The sequence below is a fragment of the Streptomyces sp. NPDC047061 genome (assembly GCF_040643955.1).
Taxonomy (GTDB): Bacteria; Actinomycetota; Actinomycetes; order Streptomycetales; family Streptomycetaceae; genus Streptomyces.
The window spans coordinates 19,763-39,511 of the sequence record NZ_JBEYVI010000057.1 but is presented as its reverse complement, the minus strand read 5'-3'; the positions used below and the strand labels follow the sequence as shown (position 1 = coordinate 39,511).

The window sequence follows — 19,749 nt, the reverse complement described above, 5'->3', positions numbered from 1 at the left end:
ACGCACGTGCCCCGTCAGCTCGACTCGCGCACCACCAGGCGGCACGGCACGGTGTGCACCCCGGGCTCCGGATCCGCGTCGATGGCCTGGAGCAGCCGGAGCGCGGCGATCCGCCCGATCTCGGCGAGGTTCATGTCGACAGTGGTGAGCGGGGGCCGGCAGGCGAGGGCCATGGTGTCCCAGTTGTCGTAGCCGACCACGGCGATGTCCCCCGGCACGTCCTTGCCGCGCTCGCGCAGCGCGTCCGCGACCCCCCGGGCGATCTGGTCGTTGCCGCAGAAGACGGCGTCCGTGTCGGGTGCCGTCCGCAGCACCGCGTCGGCGGCGCGCCGCCCCCAGGCCTCGCTCCACTCCCCGAAGTGCACGCGCCCGGCGGCGAGTTGCAGGTCCGCCTCGGCCAGGTGCTCGACGGCGTGCCGGGCGCGGTCCCGGGCGGCCTGGTGGTGCTCGGGTCCGGTGACATGGGCGATGCGGGTACGGCCGGTGGCGAGCAGGTGCTCGACGGCGAGGCGGGCGCCGCCGCGGTCGTCGGTGACGACGGAGGTGTCGGCGGGGTCGGTCGACGGGGAGAGGGCGTAGACGACCGGGATCGCCGGGTCGATGCCGGTCAGCGGCGGGCGGGGGTCGGTGCGGCGGCCGGCGACGATGATGCCGTCGACCCGGCGGTCGGTGAGGGTGCGCAGGTGATGCTGTTCGCGGATGGCGTCGCCGCGGGTGTCGCAGAGCAGGACGGAGATCTTCCCGGCGCCCAGTGCGTCCTCGGCGCCGAGCAGGACCGGGGTGCTGAAGCGGCCGATGCCGTCCGTCGTCATCAGGCCGACGGTCCAGCTGCGGCCGCTGTGCAGGCTCTGCGCATGCTGGTTGGGCCGGAAGCCGAGCGCCTCCACGGCGTCCAGCACCCGCTGCCGGGTCTCCGGGCGCATCCGGCCGGCGCCGTTCAGCGCCTTGGACGCCGTGCCGACGCTGACGCCGGCGAGCGCGGCGACGTCGGCGAGCCTGGCCCGGCTGGCGGGCGGAGAGCCTGGAGCAGAGGTCACGGGCAAACCTTTTCCTGGACGGATCCTCGGCGCCGTCGGCCTTCCGACGGCAGAGCCGCCCCACATCGTGGCAGCCGCTCATCCGAAGTGCCAGCCCTGCCGGGTAACTTGAAAAAACTGCGCCCGGCGTCTTGACCCCTCTCCTCGACTGCCCTGTACTTCTCGGCGAGAAAACGGTTGCCCAAAACAGTTCCTCACTTCCATGCGTACGACTTTCCAAACGGCGTTCGATATTTCGAAACCACGTGTCCAGGCACCCCGCCCCTCCCCACCTCGGAGAGCCATGCCCCGCACCCCCTCCGCCCTGCCCTCCCCCGTCGGCCCGGTCCGCCTCACTGCCGACGCCCGCACCGCGCTGCGCCCGGCGGCCGTCACCGTCGACGGAGGTTTCTGGCACGACCGTCGCGCGACCAACGCCCGCGTCTCCCTCCCCCAGGGCCCGGACCTGCTGGAGTCCGCCGGAAACCTGCACAACCTGCGGCTCGCGGCCCCCGTGCCGGAGGCACTGCCGGGCACAGCCGCCGACGGCGCGTTCCAGGGCGCGTACCCGTTCGTCGACACGGACGTCTACAAGTGGCTGGAGGCGGCCTCCTGGCACCTCGCCCACGACACCGGCGAAGGCACCGGCGAAGAACTGGCAGCCGACGTGGCGCGGATCATCGACCTGGTGGCCGCGGCCCAGCAGCCCGACGGCTATCTCAACACCTGGTTCCAGCTGGTCAAGGGCGGCGAGCGCTACCAGGACCTGCGCTGGGGGCACGAGCTGTACTGCGCCGGTCATCTGATCCAGGCCGCCGTGGCCCACCACCGGGCCACCGGCCGCACCGAACTCCTCGACGTGGCACAGAAGTTCGCCGACCACATCGACTCGATGTTCGGCCTCCCCGGCAGCGGCAGGCCGATCGACGGCATCGACGGCCACCCGGAGGTGGAGACGGCCCTGGTGGAGCTGTACCGGGAGACCGGCGACCGCCGCTGTCTGGACCTGGCGGGCTACTTCGTCGACCGGCACGGCCACGGCCTGCTCGGCGGCGAGGCCTACTGCCAGGACCGGGTCCCGCTGCGCGAGGCGACGAACGTCGAGGGCCACGCCGTACGGCAGTTGTACCTGCTGGCGGCCGCCGCGGACCTGGCCGCGGAGACCGGTGACGCCGAACTCCGCTCGGCCTGCGAGCGGTTGTGGCACGCCATGACGACCACCAAGACCCACCTCACCGGCGGGCTCGGCGCGCACCACGACCAGGAGGACTTCGGCGACCCCTACGAACTCCCCAACGAGCGCGCCTACTGCGAGACCTGTGCCGCGATCGCCTCCGTCCAGTGGAGCTGGCGCATGGCCCTGCTCACCGGCGAGGCCCGCTACTCCGACCTGATCGAACGCACCCTCTACAACGGCTTCCTGGCGGGGGTCTCGCTGGACGGCGAGCGCTGGCTGTACGTCAACCCGCTCCAGGTCCGCGACGGCCACACCGACACCGGCGGCGACCAGTCGGCCCGCCGCACCCGCTGGTTCCGCTGCGCCTGCTGCCCGCCCAACGTGATGCGACTGCTGGCGAGTCTGGAGCACTATCTGGCGTCGGGCGACGAACAGGGCCTGCAGATCCACCAGTTCGTCACCGGGACGTACGCGACCGACCGGGTCCGGGTGCGCGCCGAGACGGACTATCCCTGGCACGGCACGATCGCGTTCACCGTCGAGGAGACCCCGGCCCCGGCCGACGGCCCCTGGACGCTTTCGCTGCGCATCCCGCAGTGGTGCCGGGAGTTCCGGGTGCGGTGCGGGGAGGAGACGTACGACCCCGTGGCGGACGACGGCTGGCTGCGGCTGTCGCGGACCTGGACGCCGGGCGACCGGGTGGTCCTGGAGCTCTCGATGGAACCCAGGCTCACCGCTGCCGACCCGCGGGTGGACGCCGTACGCGGCTGTGTGGCGATCGAGCGCGGGCCGCTCGTGCACTGCCTGGAGCAGGTCGACCATCCGGGCGGCGGCCTGGACGACATCGTCCTCGACCCGTCCCGTCCGCTCGCCGTGAAGCACCGCCCGGACCTGCTCGGCGGTGTCACCACCGTGGTGGCCGCGGGCCGGCGGCGCCGGATCCCCGACCAAGGCTGGTGGCCGTACGCCCCCGCCCACGACGTTCCTTCGGAACCCGACGGCGAGCCGGTCGAGTTGACCGCGATCCCGTACCACGTCTGGGCCAACCGCGAGGACGGCAGCATGCGCGTCTGGCTCCCCACCTCCTGAGACACCCCCCGTTCTACGACAACGAGGTCACCCCGTGATACCCACCCGCCGTACCCTCATGGCCCTCACCACGGCCGCCCTTCTCCCACTCACCGCCTGCGGTGGCGGTTCCGGCTCCTCGGGATCGTCGTCCTCGGCCGGCGGGACGTACACCTTCTGGGACCCGTACCCGCAGTTCGACGCCTCCTCGGACTGGGGCAGGCAGGTCACCGCGTGCGGCAGCGCGGCCGGGGTGAAGCTCAAGCGCACCGCGTACGACACCACCGACCTGGGCAACAAGGCGCTGCTGGCCGCGCAGCAGGGCAACGCGCCGGACGTGATGCTGGTCGACAACCCGGTGGTCTCCACGCTGGTGGAGGCGGGGATCCTCAACAAGACGAAGGACCTCGGCCTGGACACCTCGTCGATCCAGCAGAACATCATCGGCGCCGGCACGATCGACGGCGCCTCCTACGGCGTCCCGATCGGCGCCAACACCCTCGCGCTCTACTACAACAAGAAGGTCCTCTCGGCGGCCGGCGTCGACCCGGCCTCCGTCAAGGACTGGGCGTCGCTGACGGCCGCGCTGAAGAAGGTCAGGGCGGCCGGGAAGAAGGGGATCACCTTCTCTGCGATCAACACCGAGGAGGGCAGCTTCCAGTTCCTGCCGTGGTTCTGGGGTGCGGGCGGCGACCTGACAAAGCTCGACTCCGCCAAGGGAGTTGCCGCGCTGTCGCTGTGGAAGCAGTGGGTGGACGCGGGGTACGCGCCGAAGGACGTGCTGCAGAACACCCAGACCACCAGCTGGCAGGAGTTTGCGACCGGGGAGTACGCGTTCGGTGAGAACGGCACCTGGCAGCTCGGCAACGCCGACAAGGCCGGGTTCGGCTACGGCGTCATCAACATCCCGGCGCAGAACGGCGGTTCGGCGCCGGTGCCGACGGGCGGCGAGTTCGTCACCGTGCCCGTGCAGAAGGACACCTCGCGCTACGACGTCAGCAAGAAGATCGTCGACTGCCTGACCAGCGCCACCAACCTGCTGGCCACCGACACCACGCTGATGTACGTGGCGCCGACCTCCGCCGTGCAGACTCAACAGGTCGCGAAGAACGCGGAGCTGAAGCCGTGGGTGACGGCGGTCGCGGCGGCCCGGGGCCGGACCAGCGGCGGTCTCGGCACCAAGTACCCGACCATCTCGCAGCCCCTGTGGACGGCCGTCCAGTCGGCGCTCTCCGGCGGCAAGAGCCCCCAGGACGCCCTGGCCGCCGCCCAGTCCAGCGCGCAGAAGGGCTAGACCGGCATGACCGTCGCCCGGGTCGACCGACCGCGGCGAGCACCGGCCGCCGCGGCGCGGGCGAGCGGCACCGGCGCCCGCTCCCTGCGCCGCAGGCGGCGGCTGACCGCACTCGCCTTCGTGACCCCGCTGCTCGCCTACCTGGCCGCCTTCTACGTCTATCCGCTCTACCGCAACCTCGACCTGAGTCTGCGCGACTACACCGTGCGCTCCTTCGTGGCCGGCGACGCGCCGTTCTCCGGCTGGGACAACTTCCGCACGGTGCTGGACGATCCGACGTTCGGCCCGGCGATGCGGCACACCATGGTCTTCACCTTCGTGTCGATCGCCTTCCAGTACGCGATCGGGCTCGCTCTCGCGGTCTTCTTCAACCGGCACTTCCGGCTGTCGGCCGTGCTGCGGGCACTGTTCCTGATCCCCTGGCTGCTGCCGCTGATCGTGTCGGCGTCGACCTGGTCGTGGATGTTCAACAGCGAGTCGGGGGTGGTGAACTACTTCCTGCACTTCTTCGGCGTGGCCCCCGTCGGCTGGTTGACCTCACCGGACTGGGCGCTGACCTCGGTGATCATCGCCAACATCTGGATCGGCATCCCCTTCAACCTGGTGATCCTGTACAGCGGCCTGCAGAACATCCCGGGCGAGCTGTACGAGGCGGCGGCCCTGGACGGGGCGGGCGCCTGGCAGCGGTTCCGCCGGATCACCTTCCCGCTGCTGCGCCCGGTGTCGGCGATCACCCTGCTGCTGGGGCTCGTCTACACCCTCAAGGTGTTCGACCTGATCTGGATCATGACCAAGGGCGGTCCCGGCGACGCCTCGTCCACCCTGGCCACCTGGTCGTACCAGCTGGGCTTCGGGACGCTGCTGCCCAGGTTCGGTCCCGGTGCCGCCGTCGGCAACATCCTGATCCTCATCGCCCTGGCCTTCGGTCTCCTGTACGTCCGCGTCCAGAGGAGGCAGGAAGCATGAAGTCGCGCGGCCACACCCTGATCGGCCTCTGCCTCACCGCGCTGATGCTGTTCCCGGTGTACTGGATGCTCAACGTGTCCCTCACCCCGCAGCAGGACATGCGCAAGGACCCGCCGGACCTGCTCCCGCTGCATCCGACCTTCGAGGGCTACCGGGCGGTCCTCGACGACCAACTCCCCTACCTGGGCACCAGCCTGCTGATCGGGACCGGCACGGTCGCCCTCACCCTCCTGATCGCCGCCCCGGCCGGCTACGCGCTTGCGAAGCTGCGCCCGCGCGGCGGTGGCGCGCTCGAACTGGCGCTGCTCATCGCCCAGATGGTCCCCGGGATCGTCATGGCGATGGGCTTCTACGGCGTCTTCCTGGACCTGGGCCTGCTCAACTCCTGGTGGGGACTGATCGTCGCGGACTCCACCATCGCCGTGCCCTTCGGCGTCATGATCTTCACCGCGTTCATGTCGGGCATCCCCGGCGAACTCCTCTCGGCCGCCCGGATCGACGGCGCCGGCACCTGGCGCACCTTCCGGTCGGTCGTCCTCCCGCTGAGCCGCAACGCGGTCGTCACCGTCTCGCTGTTCGGCTTCCTGTGGGCCTGGTCCGACTTCGTCTTCGCCAACACCCTCGACGGCGGCGGAAGTTGGAAGCCGATCACGCTCGGCATCTACAAGTACATCGGCAACAACAACCAGGAGTGGAACGCGATCATGGCCACCGCCGTCGTCGCGTCCGTCCCCGCGACCGTCCTCCTGATCCTCGCCCAGCGCTATGTGGCCGCGGGCGTCACCGCGGGCGCGGTCAAGGACTGACCCCTCCGACTCCCCTACGTCTTCAGGAGATCCATGCCATGAGCCGCATCCCCCTCAGAGCCGCCCTCGGTGCCGCCGTCCTCACCGCCGCCGCCCTCGGCACCACGACCCCCGCCCAGGCGGCGCCCACCTCCGCCACCACCCTCGTGGTGAGCGCGAACCAGACCCTGCGTTCGGTCACGCACGTGGCCTCGGGCAGCCTCTACGGCCTGGACACCGCGAGCGTCCCCGCCGACAGCCTGGTCGAGCCCCTGAAGCCGAACACCTTCGTACAGATGGCGCCCGGCGGCAGTCAGCTGCCCAACGGCGAGCCCAGCCCCGGCGGCGACGCCCTGACCGTCGCCCCGGAGGCGGCGAGGGCGGGCGCCAAGGTCGTCGTACGCATGCCGGACTGGTATCCCAACTTCCCCTACAAGTGGGTGAGCTGGAGCGACTGGCTGTCCGCCGTGGACAAGCAGGTCGCCTCCGTGAAGTCGTCCGGCGCCACCAACATCGCGGCCTACGAGCTGTGGAACGAACCCGACTGGACCTGGGACACCTCGGCGGCCGGCAGCTTCGACTCCGGCTGGGCCACGACCTACCGGGAGGTCCGCGCCAAGGACTCCACCACCCCGGTCCAGGGCCCGAGTTACTCGGCGTGGAACCAGAGCTGGATGACCACGTTCCTCACCGACGCCAAGGCGAGCGGCACCGTGCCCGACATAGTCTCCTGGCACGAGTTGCAGGGCCCGCAGAACATCGCCGCCCATGTCGCCGCCTACCGCGCCCTGGAGACCAGCCTCGGCATCAGCCCGCGCCCGATCGCCATCGAGGAGTACGGCACCACGAGCGAGGTCGGCGTCCCCGGACCGCTCGCGAGCTATGTCGCCAAGTTCGAGCGAGCCGGGGTCCACAACGCCGAACTGGCCTTCTGGAACCACTACGGCACCCTCGGCGACACCCTCACCGACACCGGCGGCTCACCCAACGGCGCCTACTGGCTGTACAAGTGGTACGGCGACATGTCGGGGAACATGCTGGTCACCACGCCTCCGGCGCAGACCGGCATCGACGGCTTCGCCGCCCGCAACGGCGCGGGCAACCAGATCAGCGTGGTGACCGGCGGCTGCACCGGCTCGTGTGCCGTGACCGTCAACGGGCTGTCGTCGCTGTCCGCCTTCGGCAGCACCGTGCACGTCAAGCTGGAGTACACCCCGTCCAAGGGCCGTACGACCGCCGTCTCCGGGCCGGTCACCGTCTCGGACACCGACTACGCGGTCAGCGGCGGCTCGATCACCGTACCGGTGACGATGAACGCCTCCGACGGCTACCACCTGACCATCACCCCGAGCGGCACCGCCACCTCGCTGGCCGGCCGCTACCAGATCACCAACAGGAACAGCGGCCTCGCCCTGGACACCAGCGGCGCGGGCACCGCCCAGGGCACGGCCGTCGTCCAGGCCACCGCCACCACGGGCACCGACCAGAACTGGACGCTGGTGGCGGCCGGCAGCGGCCTCTACAAGATCCAGCAGCAGGCGAGCGGACTGCTCCTGGGCATCACCAACGCCGGCACCAGCGACGGCGGCACCGCCCTGATCTGGGGTGACAACGGCACCGCCGACCACCTCTGGCAGCTGATCCCGTCCGGCGACGGCTACTACAAGATCGCCAACTACAACAGCGGACTGCTGCTCGGGGTGACCGGCATGAGCACCTCCTCGGGCGCCCAGGTCCTCCAGTGGGACGACAACGGCACCGCGGACCATCTGTGGAAACTGACCGCCCGCTGACGTACGCGGCAGTGAACCCGAGCACACCCGTGCGGGGCGACGACCTCCAATCGTTGCCCCGCACTCCCATCTCCGATTGATTCGCAGCCGAAAACACCCGGTCGTCCCCGCCTTCCCAGGAGCGCGGCTCCGGTGACCGACAGATCCGAACAGGTGACCAGCAACGGGCGGTTATCGTGACCGGACTGATCGAACGCGGACAGAGCTGGCGGAGGACGGGCGGTGTCGGACGAGGGGCGGCTGGTCGCCGGGCGGTACCGGCTGACCGAACGGATCGGGCGCGGCGGCATGGGCACCGTATGGCGGGCCGAGGACGAGGTGCTGGGGCGGCAGGTCGCGCTCAAGCAGCTGCATCCCCGCCCGCACCTGTCGGACGACGAGCTGGCCACCCTCTACGAACGCACCCGCCGCGAGGCCCGCAGCGCCGCCCGGGTCGTCCACCCCAACGTGGTCGTCGTGCACGACGTGGTGGACGACGGCGGCCGCCCCTGCATCGTCATGGAGTACGTCGCCGCGCCCACCCTCGCCGACCTCCTCGACGGCGGCCGGACGCTCCCGCCCGAGGAGGCCGCCCGGATCGGCCTCGGCATGATCGGCGCGCTGCGTGCCGCGCACGCGGCAGGTGTCCTGCACCGGGACGTCAAGCCCGGCAACGTCCTGCTCGGCCCCGGCGACCGGGTCGTGCTCACCGACTTCGGGATCGCGCTGACGGCCGGCTCGTCGACGCTCACCCAGACCGGTCAGATGGTCGGCTCGATCCCCTATATGGCCCCGGAGCGGCTGCGCGGCCTGACTCCGGGTCCGGCATCGGACCTGTGGTCGCTGGGGGCCACGCTGTACCAGACGGTGGAGGGCCGGCCGCCGTTCCGGCGCGGGACCGCGATGGAGACGGCGTACGCCATCGTCACCGACCCCGTCGAGCCGATGAAGCACGCGGGCCCGCTGGAGCCGCTCGTCCAGCTGCTCCTCGCCAAGGACCCGGCGGACCGCCCCTCGGCCGAACAGACGGAACGGGCACTGCTGGCGACCTGGTCGGGGGCGGTCACGGCGGTAACGGCAGCGACGGAAGCAACCCGGCCCCAGCCGGCGTCACCGGTACCGACCGGGGCACAGCCCACGGCCGCCGGTACCGGTCGGCGGCGCGGCCGGGGCGCCATGACGGCCGGGGCGATCACCCTCGTGGCGGCCGCCGCGGTCACGGCGACCCTGGTCCTCCGGCACACCCCCGCCGACAATCACCCGGCGGCGACAACAGGAACGACGGCAAGCTCGGCCCCCTCCCCCTCCCTCTCTCCCCTCCCCCAGGGCTACCACCTCGTCGCCGACAAGAGTCTCGGCGTCTCCTTCCCGGTCCCCACCGGCTGGACCGCCGGTACCCGCGCCACCGACGAGGTCACCTACAAGGACCCGACCGGCCTGGCCGGCGTCACCGTCGGCATGGTGGAACCGGCCGGCGCGAACCCCGTCACCCACTTCGCCGACATCGAGGCCAACACCAAGGTGAACTACCCCACCTATCGCAGGCTGCGGATGCAGCGGACCGCCTTCCGCGGGCAGCCGGCCGCGATCTGGGAGTTCACCTTCCGGGGCCGGGCCCGCGTGTTCCGCGCCATCGACCTGGGCTACGGCACGGAGGGCGGCCGGGAGTACGACATCTACCTCTCGGCGCCGGACGCGAAGTGGGACACCTACCGGCCGGTCTTCGACAACCTGAGGGACGGATTCCGTACGACCGGCTGACCGCTCGGCAACCGGGACCTTCGGCCGCTAAGTTGTCCGGCATGAGCAACCTTGACCGCGCGCCCGTTCCGAGCGTGTGCGGCGGCCGCGGATTCGTCGTCGCCGAACCCGTCCGCGAGCTGCTGAGCCCCCGCCACGTGCAACTCGGCGAGTCGACCGAGGTGCGCCGCCTGCTGCCGAACCTCGGCCGTCGCATGATCGGTGCCTGGGCGTTCGTCGACCACTACGGGCCCGACGACATCGCCGACGAGCCCGGGATGCAGGTCCCGCCGCATCCGCACATGGGGCTGCAGACGGTCAGCTGGCTGCACCAGGGCGAGGTGCTGCACCGCGACTCGACCGGCAGCCTCCAGACGATCCGCCCGCGTGAGCTGGGGCTGATGACCTCGGGCCGGGCGATCAGCCACTCCGAGGAGAGCCCCAAGTCGCACGCCCGGTACCTGCACGGCGCGCAGCTGTGGGTGGCCCTCCCGGACTCCCACCGCCACACGGACCCGCGGTTCGAACACCACCCCGACCTGCCGACGGTCACGGCCCCCGGCCTGACCGCCACGGTCCTCCTCGGCTCCGTCGACGGCGCGTCGTCCCCCGGTACGACGTTCACCCCCATCGTCGGCGCCGACCTGGCCCTCACCCAGGGCGCCGACCTGCACCTGCCCCTGGAGCCCGACTTCGAGTACGGCGTCCTGGCGATGTCCGGCGAGGTGCACGTCGACGGCGTTCCGGTACTCCCGGGCTCGATGCTCTACCTGGGCTGCGGCCGCACCGAACTCCCCCTGCGGGCGGAGTCGGACGCCTCGATCATGCTCCTGGGCGGCGAGCCGTTCGAGGAGGAGCTGATCATGTGGTGGAACTTCATCGCCCGTACCCAGGAGGAGATCGTACAGGCCCGGGAGGACTGGGAACAGAGCACTCGTTTCGGCGAAGTGAAGGGGTACGACGGGGCACCCCTGCGGGCGCCGGAGCTGCCGCCGACACCCCTCAAACCGCGAGGAAGGGCCCGCTGACCTGGGAAAACCTGGGGTCTCAGTCACAGCCCCCTCACGGGGTCCAACGTCCTGCCCACCAGCGAGGGTCTTTAGCGCTGCAAACCCTCGGAGGCGACCGCATCGGCACCTCCGAGGGCCCTCGCGATTCCAAGGTGCGGGCATCTGCGGGCGGCTTTGCCAGAACCAATGCTGACCCGATGCTGACTTTCCTGACGATGCGTCAGGAAGATGCAAGGCGTCAAGGTCACCGCGGGAAGGAGCACCACGACAGTCGTGGTCCGTTCTGCGTTGCCATCCCTTGAAGCCACGAGCGAGCGCGTTACGTGTGGGCCCGGGCCCGTAGAACCTCTTCGATCGGTCCGTTGTGGAAGTTCAACAGACGCAGCTACCGGGCCACGAGGTTCGTGAATGCCGACTCCACGCGGCCACCCGTGAGCCAGAGGCAGCTTGCGCCAGCGTCGCATTCAAGGCGATCGGCAGCCCGGAGAAGTACTGGCGGGCCTTCACACCGCAGGCTCTGCCGAGGAGATCCACGGCCGGCTCCAACACCACACCACCCAGGTCAACCCGACCAGCCCGCTCCGCATCCCTGCACGTACCGGAACCACCGACGGCATCCCGCACGAACGATGGCCCCTCACCAGACATCATCCTGGCTGCCGTCGCCGCCCTCACTCAGAGTTGTGCGAAATGCCTTGGCAAGGCGTACGGCCCGAAGGACTGGACGGGCTCGCGGGCTCTCTCCGACTCTCACTGTCTATTGCCTGCGGAGGGGTGGGAGGAGCACAGCCCTATGGGCGCGGGGAGCACGCCCAGGCGCGTATCTCCTCGAAGCCGATCCGGGGACCATCCCCGCGGGCGCGGGGAGCACGCTCGGATGACGCCGATCCCGGATCCGGACACGGGACCATCCCCGCGGGCGCGGGGTCAGCCCGCCGCGAGACGGACGGCGGCGCCGGATCATGCCGCCGCGTAGCTCGCCCGGAACAGATCCTGCGCCCGCTCGACGTCCCTCGGCGTACGCAGCTGGACCTCCAGGTCGCCCGTCCCATGGTGACCGAGCCCGGACACGTCCCGGGTGAAGCCCGCAACGAGGTCGACCTCTTTCGGGTCGACCTTCAGGTAGACCAGCACCTTGGTGCGCTGCGGCGGGCACAGGCAGGCGAAGTTCCGCAGCCGCTGATAGGCCCGGTAGGTCTTGCGCTCCACCCGGTTCACGCCGTCCCCGAGCCCGAGCAGAACCTCATCAACCGCACCCGCCAACTCCGTCATCGCCGCGCCCTGGACGTCCGCCGCCGCTCGGGAATTCACCCGGTGCCGTGCCCGGCGGGCCACCCGCATGCCGCCACTCACGGAGGCCACGGTCTCAAGCCCGAGCAAGTCGCTGCCGAAGAATCGATAGCGGACGAGGTCGATCGAGCGCCGGTGCTCGCGTACGGCGTGCACGTCGTAGCGGGTGAAGTCGCCGGCGATGCAGATCAGACGCGGGCCGCTCCACAGGACCTGGGACGCGGCCGTCACCCCGAGCCGGTCGCGGACCAGGTACTCGACCTCTGCCCGGTGGTCCATCAGCCAGGCCAGGTAGAACAGGCCCTGGTTGATGACGCCGGCATCCGTGCCGCGCTTGTACTCGACAATGACCGGCGATCCATTCTCGTCCAGCCCGAGCGAGTCAATCCGGCCCCCGTGGACGGGCCCAGTGCTGTACTCGCTCGCCAGGAACCGGACGCCCAGTAGCGTCTCCATGTGCGCTTCGATGAAGCCCTGCACGTCTGCCTCAACCTCAGCAAGACGCGGCGCGACCTCGCTCACACCTCCATTCGTTGTGTGAAACAGCTTCAGGCCCGACACCTTCCCCTCCTCTACTCGAAGATCGAGAACACCGGGCGGGTACAGGATTACTTCCACTAGGAGCTTCGGCGCCGTGAAGAAGATGCGGGATCCCGCATTGGTAGCCCACCCCTGGCCACCATGTCCACACGAATCCACTGCCGGAAGCAACACAGAATCGAAAGGCACTGCCGACAGGAATGCCCAGCCCAAACAGCGCAACGCGGAACGGGCAAATCAGCCCCGCACACATCCGAGCCGCCCGGAACGGAACAGCGAGCGTCGAAGACGCAGCCCAAGCATAGGGACTGTCCAGGTCGAAAAGCTACGACCTCGTAGGCCGAGGGGAGTTCCCCTGCCGCGTGCTCCGGATCGGCCGCGCCACCCGGATTGTCACCGCATCGCTGCTCCGAGTCCTGGAAAGCCGCGAACCCGAAAACAACACCGTCGACACCAGGCACAGCACACGCTCCTGACCCAACGTGCCCACGCCCTCGATGCCCCTCGCCCCGTGACCAGTGAGTGTTCCCAAGGCCAGCCGGTGCCGTCGCCTCGGTGAGGTCGGAAACCGAACGCTCCTAGGCCGTGCGTCGGAAGTAGATCTTGGGCTGTGAATGATCACGGTTCATGGGTCGGGGAGATCTCACGGACGAGCAGTGGGCGGTGTTGGAGCCGTTGTTGCCGAAGGGTGCCAGCACGGGGCGGCCGCCCGTCTGGCCCCGGCGCCAGCTGATCGACGGCATACGGTTCGGGGTTCGGACCGGTGTTCCGTGGCGGGACATGCCCGTCGAGTACGGGCCGTGGGGCCGGGTCTACGACCTGTTCCGCCGGTGGCAGCGGGACGGCCACCTGGCACCGGATCCTCACCCGGCTCCAGTCCTTGGCCGATACGGAGGGTGCGATCGTGTGGGACCTGAGCGTCGATGCCACGGTCTGTCGCGCCCATCAGCATGCGGCCGGGGCTCGCAAGCAGGGCGACATCAGGATGCGTAGGTCGTGGACGGGTTTGCGGATGCCGATGCGGGTCTGACGCCAGGCTTCGGGGGTGAGGCGGATGAGTTCCCAGCGGGAGGGCGTCTCGCTGGCGTGGCCTTACATAGCCGATATCTGGCTTGAGGAGCTTCTGAAGCCGCGCCGCTCGACTCTTGCAAGATCTCGAAGGTTCCGGCGTTCACGGAGCAGGTCGGTTCCCGGCCACGAACATCCGAACTCGTAGTGGCGAGACCGCCTACCGTCGGCAGTGCCGGCCTTGATGCAGATCACCCCGATGGCCCCTGCAGTGAAATCGGACCGGCCTTTCGAGGCCGGTCCGATTCTGTCAACGCGCCACCCGCGAAGGGTCAGTTCGCCTGACTTTGCCACTCGGATGAGTGAAGCACGGCCAGGAGTTCGCTCCCGGGCCGCTCAGAAAGCCACGAGTGCCGCGTTGGGACCGGGGTCGTAGTCGAAGCGGAAGTTGATGCGGGACTCGCCCGCGTTGCAGTTCAGGGTGTAGAGGATCTCGGAGCCGAAGCCGGTGGAGCCGCCGTCGTCGCCGACGCAGGTGTTCCGGTCTCTGGGTCTGATCGCGAGTTGGCCGGTGTCGTTCCAGTAGTTGATGTCGAACTGCTCGGAGATGACGTTGCTACAGTCCCAGAGGACGACCTGTCCGGCGGTTGCGATCATCCAGCACATGCCGTTGTACGAGTTCCGGATCTTGTAGAAGCCGTCACCGGTGGGCACGAACTGCATGGCGCTGGCACGGCTCTTGTCCCCGGCCGTCCCGTTGACCAGCGCGGTGCCCCCGAAAGGCTGAGCGAAATGCATGGTGCGGTCGCCGTCGTGTGCGTTGAGCAGGTGCACGTCCGCGTTCGCGGCCAGCCGGCGGAACCCCACGGCGAAGTGGTCGGAGCCGAAGCCGCGGGCCACGCCGCCGTAGCCGGCGATGCGTTCGTTGGCCACCATGTAGTCCAGTTCCCGGTCCGCCGGCCGCGGATCGCCTCGGCGCACCGTGCCCGAGCCCATGTGGGTGGCCTGGCCGGAGGTGTACTTGTGCCAGCCTCGCCGGATCGTGAGGTCCTCCGGCTCGCGGTTCCAGTCACCCATGGCGGCCCACATGCGCGTGCCCGCCTGTGCGGCGATGTTGTCCAGGAGTCTCGTGCCGTCGCCGCCGCCGCTCGCCAGGGCGTGCACGCTGTAGAAGATCGTGTTGTTGAGCCGTATACCGAGGGCGGGCCGGCTGGTGGGCAACCCGTTGCTGCCCCAGAAGGCGGGCCTGGCGAGGAGCACCGAGTCCGCGGAGTAGGGGGTTGCGATGGCGAGGTTGACCCGGTTGCCACCGAAGTCGGTCCGCAGCCAGTAGATGTTCCAGGGCAGGTTGATGCGGTTCGGGTACGGGTCCCACTCGTAGCGCTGGATACGCCAGCCCGCCCACTGCTGGTTGCCGCCCAGATAAGCGGACGTCCAGCGTGCCGCTCCCACACTCGCCGGCGGATTGGGTCCCGCCTCCTGCAGGGAGATCACGTTGTAGCCGGAGTTGATCAACTGCATGACATCGGTCGTCCACTTGGCGCCGTTGTTGCCGCCCTGCATGTTGTAGGTCGCGGGCCGGTAGTCCTCGACCGCCGCCTCGGCGCGCTGTGGCGTTCCCACGGTGGCGACGATCGCGCCCGCCAGCACCGCCAGTGCGGCCAGCGGGGCGAGCAGCCTCATCCGCGCGCCGCGGCGGTGACGGCTCTGGCGGTGCTGACGTCTCCCGGAGGCTCTGGGCAGGGGAATCCTCATCGATGGTCCTTCCTGATCTTGTTCGAATAGGTCCGATCGCATCCGGCGCGCGCTGACGTCGGCGCGCTGCCGGGGTCGGCTACTCGGAGGTCTCGGTGTCGGCCGTGTCGGCGGGCGCGGGCGCGGGCGCCGCCGTGATGGTGATCTGACCGGGGTAGGCGGTCAGCAGCGGGTCGGTGACCGAGGACGGGGCGTCGGTCTCGACCACCACCGTGTCGCTCATCCCGTCGTAGCGGACGGACACGCTGTAGGCGGTGGTGTCGCCGTCGGCCGAGATCTGGCGCATGACCGCGTCCTGGATATCGGTGATCGCGGCGAGCGTGAACTGGGGGCTCTTCGCGGTGGTCGGTGTGGGCCAGTCGTCCGGGATCTCACCGTAGTCGGAGGTCCAGCCCGGCGGCTTCTCGAGATCGTCGATGTCGCCGCTGTAGTCCTTCGGGAAGACGATCACCGGGCCGACGTTCGGGTCGTCGAAGGCGGCGAGGGCACAGTTGTAGTCGGCCAGTGCCTGGACCTGCTGCCACTGCAGCTTCGTCGCCGCGTCCTCGAAGCCTCCGGAGGGCGCGGCGGCCGTGCTCACCACGGTGCCCGCCGTCCGTTCCTCGGACGTGCACTTGCCCACGGCCGGATACTCGAACGTGTAGGACTCGATCAGGAGCTTGCCGTCGTACTGGGCGGCGAGCGGGTCGGTGACCGAGGCCGGGGCGTCGGTCTGTGCCACCACGCGGTCGCTCATGCCGTCGTAGGAGACTTCGAGCTGGTACGTCGTGTCGCCGTCCGGCTGTACCTGGGCGACGACCGCGTCCTGGATCTCGCTGATCTGGTCGACTGTGAACAGCGGGCTCTTGGCGGTGGTGGGCTGGGGCCAACTGGTCGGCGCCTGGCCGAACTCGTCGGTCCAGTCGGGCGGAGTCTGGAGATTGTCCAGATCACCGGTGTAGTCCGAGGGGAAGATGACGACGGGCCCGACGTTCGGGTCGTCGAAGGCGGCGAGCGCGCCGTTGTAGGAGGCCAGGGCCTGGAGCTGCTCCCACTGGTCCTCGCCGCCCGTGGCGACCGCCTGCACCTCCGAGGAGGACAGGGCCCGGTCGTAGACGCGGAAGTCCCGCATCCGGCCCTTGAAGTACAGGTCGGTGGTGTACAGCGAGCGGCCGATGTAGTCCGCGGTGGTGGTGCCGCCGCCGATCGCGCCCGGTGCGATCGTCACCCCGGTGTTGCGGGCCTTCTCGACGCCGTTCTCGTAGAGGACGCCGGTGTTGCCGGTCTGGGTGTAGGTCACGTGCTTCCACATGCCGCGCGCCAACTGGTACGACGTGGCCGGCCAGGTCTGCTGCTCGCCCTGGTAGTTGGTCATGGTGATGGCGGTGCGGAACTGGTTGCCCGTGGAGAACAGGTAACCGTTGCCCTTGCCGTTGCCACCGGTATTGCCGAAGCCGTACAGGAAGTAGGGCTTGCCCATGGACGGGTCGATCCACACGTCGAACGCGACCGTGACGGAGGAGAGCCCGGCCATGATGTTGTTGGGCACCTTGACGTAGGTGTCCGAGCCGTTGAAGGCCAGACCCTCCTCGCCCTGCCAGTCGGCGGTGCCGTTGACCGTGCCGTCGTTGCCGTGTCCCGAGGAGTCGTGGGCGACCGTGCCGGACGTCTCGTCCAGCTTGTAACGCACCAGAAGTCCGTTGCTGATCTCGGCCTGGGCCGAGCCGGCGGTCGTCAGCACGCCCGCCACGAGCGCCAGGGCGAGGACCGCGACAAAGCCGGCGAGCGTCCGCCGTCGCAGCAGGGCCCTGACACGGGCAGCGACCGCGCCCGCCCCGTGGGTGGTTCTTCCCATCGTCTTCCTTTCGGAGCGTCACACGGCTGTCCTGTGCGACGGCCGTGTTCCCGATGACACCGCCGACGGTGGCCCCTGCGGGTTGCACAGCATGCGACCGGTGTCGAGCGGAAGGTGCCATCCGGGGATAGGAAGACGTAGGGGGAAATCACCCCCCTCGGCCACCCGTTCGATGCGGGTGAACCCTGTTTACCGATGTCAGAGGCGCCCGGCGCCCTGCTCCGCGGCCCACACGGCGATCTGTGCTCGCGACTTGACACCGATCTTCCCGAACAGTCGCTCGACATGGCCGTCAACGGTTCGGGGGGACACGACCAGGGAGGCGGCGATCTCCTTGTTGGTCATCCCCTTGGCGATCAGTAGGGCCACCTGGGCCTCACGGGGGGTGAGCCGCGTCGGAGAGACACCCCTGCGAGGTGCCTGGAGGTCGAGGGCGTCGCTCCGGACCGAGCCGGACACGACAGGGCTCGTCCACCCCTCGTCGAAAGCCTGCTGGAACGCCTCTGCCCCCAGAGCGTGTTCCGCGATGGACCGGTACTCGCGCGCTGGGCAGTCGGCCCGCCCGGCGAACGCCTCGGCGCCCGAACCCATGACCTGGCGGACGGCCGCCGCGCGGCCGAGCATACGCGCGGCCTCCGTGTGCCGCCCCGTGGACAGGGCGAGACCGGCCAGGGTCTCGGCACCGATGGCATGCAAGGGGCCGTCGACCTCGGGGGTGAGCGCCATGGCCTCGTGCAGCAGGTCCGCGGCGACCTGCTGCGGGTCGCCGCGCCGCCAGTGGTCCATCGCCATGGTCCACAGAGCCTGCGCTCGGCCCCATGCCTCGCCCTTGTCGTCCGAGATCCGGATCGCCTCCTCGCAGGCGGCCAGGGCGCGGGCGCTGTCGCCGCTGTGGGACAGGGCCATGCCCAGCTGGAAGAGACCGAGGAGGACGCCCTGGTCATCACCCGCGCCACGCATACCGCGCGCCCCCGCGTCCAGCAGCCGTACCGCCTCTTCGGTCTGTGCGCGCAGGACGGCCACCGTGCCCCTCATGACGAGCACGTACGCCAGTAGGTGGTCGTCTCCCAGCCCGGTGGCGAGGGACTCGCACTCGTCGAGCCGTTTCACGGCAGCCTCCTGGTCACCCTGCACCAGGGTGACCCACGCGGCTACCCACAGTGCGGTGCCCCGGGCGGCCGTCGGCTCGGTGGCGAGGTCCAGGGCGTGGTCGAGGCGTCTTCGGCCGATGGCGAGGAACCCGCCGAAGAACCAGTGGCAGCGCAGCGCGGACACGAGGACCAGTGCGGTCTCCGCCTCCCGGGCATCGGACAGTGACCAGTCCAGCGCGGCCACGTAGTTGTCGTGCTCCAGCCGCAGACGCTCCAGCGCGGCATTCTGACCGGGGCCACACCAGGACGCGCACTCGGCGACGGCCAGCGCCAAGTGGTAGTCGCGGTGCCGGCGGTGCATCTCACGGTCGCGGCCGACCTGGACGAGCAGGTCGTGGCCGTACAGCCGGATGGTCTCCAGAAGCCGGTAGCGGACCCGGGGGTGGTCGGGACGCACGGTGACGATCGACTTGGCGACCAGGTCGTCCAGTGCGTCGACGACCTGGTCGCGGTCCAGTCCGTCACCGGCGCAGACTCCCTCAACGGCATCCAGGTCGAATTCCCCCGGAAAGACCGACAGCCTTCCCCACAAAAGCCGTTCCCGCTCGCCGCACAGCTCGTAGCTGTGGTCGATCAGCGCGCGCAGGTCCCGCTGCCTGGACAGAGCCACGGTGCTGCCGCGCGTCAGAAACCGGAAGCGGTCGTCGAGCCGGTCGGCGACCTGCTGCAAGGACAGGGACCGCAGCCGGGCCGCGGCCAGTTCGATGGCCAAGGGCAGTCCGTCGAGCCGGGCACACACCTGGGCCGCTGCCTCGCGGTTGCCGGCATCCAGGGTGAAGCCGGGCTGGACGGCGCCGGCACGTTCGACCAGCAGGGCGACCGAGTCGTACTGAACCATGGTTTCGAGCGGCTGTTCCTGGTTCGGGTCGGGGGCCCGCAGCGGGGGGACGACGAACACCTGCTCGCCCGGAATGCCGAGAGGCTGTCTGCTGGTGGCCAGCACGCGCAGCCCCGGGGCCCGCCGGAGCAGGCCGTCCAGCAACGTGGCGCAGGCATCGACCACATGCTCACAGTTGTCCATGACGATGAGCAGGGAGCGCGCCGCCACGTGCTCGGCGACCTGCTCCCCGATCGGTCGGGCCGTCCGGTCCTTCAGCCACAGGGCGGCCGCGACCTGATCGGCCAGCCCCTCCTCGTTGTGCACCGTGGCCACGTCGACCAGCCACACGCCGTCCGGGAAGGCGCGGCGCACAGCGTGCGCAGCCTGGAGCGCCAGTCGGGTCTTGCCGATGCCGCCCATACCGGCGAGCGTTAGCAGGCGCGATGTCTCCATGTGCCTTCTGATATCGGCGAGTTCCTGCCGCCTTCCCACAAAGCCGCTGGTGACGGCTGGCAGATTGCCC

12 protein-coding genes and 1 pseudogene are annotated in these 19,749 nt (G+C 69.8%); 8 read left to right on the top strand and 5 right to left on the bottom strand.

The annotated features are described in order from the left end of the window. Positions 1-14: 14 nt before the first annotated feature. Positions 15-1,037, bottom strand: coding sequence for a LacI family DNA-binding transcriptional regulator (locus ABZ887_RS45970; RefSeq protein ID WP_361304722.1), 1,023 nt, complete (start codon positions 1,035-1,037; stop codon positions 15-17). A gap of 283 nt (positions 1,038-1,320) precedes the next feature. Here ABZ887_RS45970 and ABZ887_RS45965 point away from each other — a divergent pair, with 283 nt between their 5' ends. From ABZ887_RS45965 to ABZ887_RS45935, 7 genes are all read left to right on the top strand, one after another. Further along, on the top strand, positions 1,321-3,282 hold the full coding sequence (locus ABZ887_RS45965) for a beta-L-arabinofuranosidase domain-containing protein (protein WP_361304719.1): 1,962 nt from the start codon (positions 1,321-1,323) through the stop codon (positions 3,280-3,282). A 58-nt stretch (positions 3,283-3,340) separates the two neighbouring features. Continuing rightward, a complete protein-coding gene (locus ABZ887_RS45960) occupies positions 3,341-4,555 on the top strand; it encodes an extracellular solute-binding protein (RefSeq protein ID WP_361304716.1) in 1,215 nt (404 codons plus the stop codon). Between the two features lie 6 nt (positions 4,556-4,561). After that, the gene (locus ABZ887_RS45955) at positions 4,562-5,521 is read left to right on the top strand and encodes a sugar ABC transporter permease (protein ID WP_361304714.1); all 960 of its coding nucleotides are present in this window, start codon (positions 4,562-4,564) and stop codon (positions 5,519-5,521) included. Further along, a complete protein-coding gene (locus ABZ887_RS45950) occupies positions 5,518-6,327 on the top strand; it encodes a carbohydrate ABC transporter permease (protein WP_361304711.1) in 810 nt (269 codons plus the stop codon). The genes ABZ887_RS45955 and ABZ887_RS45950 overlap by 4 nt, the downstream gene beginning before the upstream one ends. Before the next feature lie 38 nt (positions 6,328-6,365). Continuing rightward, positions 6,366-8,099 carry an RICIN domain-containing protein gene (locus tag ABZ887_RS45945; RefSeq protein ID WP_361304708.1) on the top strand — a complete coding sequence of 578 codons (1,734 nt, stop codon included), beginning with the start codon at positions 6,366-6,368 and terminating at the stop codon, positions 8,097-8,099. Positions 8,100-8,321: 222 nt separating this feature from the next. Further along, a complete protein-coding gene (locus ABZ887_RS45940) occupies positions 8,322-9,839 on the top strand; it encodes a serine/threonine-protein kinase (protein WP_361304705.1) in 1,518 nt (505 codons plus the stop codon). 41 nt (positions 9,840-9,880) lie between these two features. Then, the gene (locus tag ABZ887_RS45935) at positions 9,881-10,846 is read left to right on the top strand and encodes a pirin family protein (protein ID WP_361304702.1); all 966 of its coding nucleotides are present in this window, start codon (positions 9,881-9,883) and stop codon (positions 10,844-10,846) included. Between the two features lie 942 nt (positions 10,847-11,788). On the opposite strand, the gene ABZ887_RS45930 is transcribed toward ABZ887_RS45935, so the two are convergent. Next, the gene (locus ABZ887_RS45930; protein WP_361304699.1) at positions 11,789-12,679 is read right to left on the bottom strand and encodes a DUF5655 domain-containing protein; all 891 of its coding nucleotides are present in this window, start codon (positions 12,677-12,679) and stop codon (positions 11,789-11,791) included. A gap of 606 nt (positions 12,680-13,285) precedes the next feature. On the opposite strand from ABZ887_RS45930, the pseudogene ABZ887_RS45925 reads away from it, so the two are divergent. Beyond that, positions 13,286-13,622, top strand: a pseudogene (locus ABZ887_RS45925) (IS5 family transposase); the annotation flags it as partial. 440 nt (positions 13,623-14,062) lie between these two features. Here ABZ887_RS45925 and ABZ887_RS45920 read toward each other — a convergent pair. From ABZ887_RS45920 to ABZ887_RS45910, 3 genes are all read right to left on the bottom strand, one after another. Next, positions 14,063-15,421 carry a hypothetical protein gene (locus ABZ887_RS45920; RefSeq protein WP_361304696.1) on the bottom strand — a complete coding sequence of 453 codons (1,359 nt, stop codon included), beginning with the start codon at positions 15,419-15,421 and terminating at the stop codon, positions 14,063-14,065. Positions 15,422-15,500: 79 nt separating this feature from the next. Next, entirely contained in the window at positions 15,501-17,255 is a 1,755-nt protein-coding gene (locus tag ABZ887_RS45915; protein WP_361304693.1) for a LamG domain-containing protein, read from the bottom strand. A gap of 198 nt (positions 17,256-17,453) precedes the next feature. Continuing rightward, complete coding sequence (locus ABZ887_RS45910; protein ID WP_361304690.1) at positions 17,454-19,679, bottom strand: LuxR C-terminal-related transcriptional regulator; 2,226 nt, start codon at positions 19,677-19,679, stop codon at positions 17,454-17,456. Between the last annotated feature and the right edge of the window lie 70 nt (positions 19,680-19,749).

Bases quoted from the DNA above. Each gene is read 5' to 3' on its own strand.
- ABZ887_RS45960 (WP_361304716.1), top strand. From the start codon at position 3,341: ATGGCCCTCACCACGGCCGCCCTTCTCCCACTCACCGCCTGCGGTGGC.
- ABZ887_RS45910 (WP_361304690.1), bottom strand. From the start codon at position 19,679: ATGGAGACATCGCGCCTGCTAACGCTCGCCGGTATGGGCGGCATCGGC.
- ABZ887_RS45920 (WP_361304696.1), bottom strand. From the start codon at position 15,421: ATGAGGATTCCCCTGCCCAGAGCCTCCGGGAGACGTCAGCACCGCCAG.
- ABZ887_RS45915 (WP_361304693.1), bottom strand. From the start codon at position 17,255: ATGGGAAGAACCACCCACGGGGCGGGCGCGGTCGCTGCCCGTGTCAGG.
- ABZ887_RS45945 (WP_361304708.1), top strand. From the start codon at position 6,366: ATGAGCCGCATCCCCCTCAGAGCCGCCCTCGGTGCCGCCGTCCTCACC.
- ABZ887_RS45935 (WP_361304702.1), top strand. From the start codon at position 9,881: ATGAGCAACCTTGACCGCGCGCCCGTTCCGAGCGTGTGCGGCGGCCGC.
- ABZ887_RS45955 (WP_361304714.1), top strand. From the start codon at position 4,562: ATGACCGTCGCCCGGGTCGACCGACCGCGGCGAGCACCGGCCGCCGCG.
- ABZ887_RS45965 (WP_361304719.1), top strand. From the start codon at position 1,321: ATGCCCCGCACCCCCTCCGCCCTGCCCTCCCCCGTCGGCCCGGTCCGC.
- ABZ887_RS45950 (WP_361304711.1), top strand. From the start codon at position 5,518: ATGAAGTCGCGCGGCCACACCCTGATCGGCCTCTGCCTCACCGCGCTG.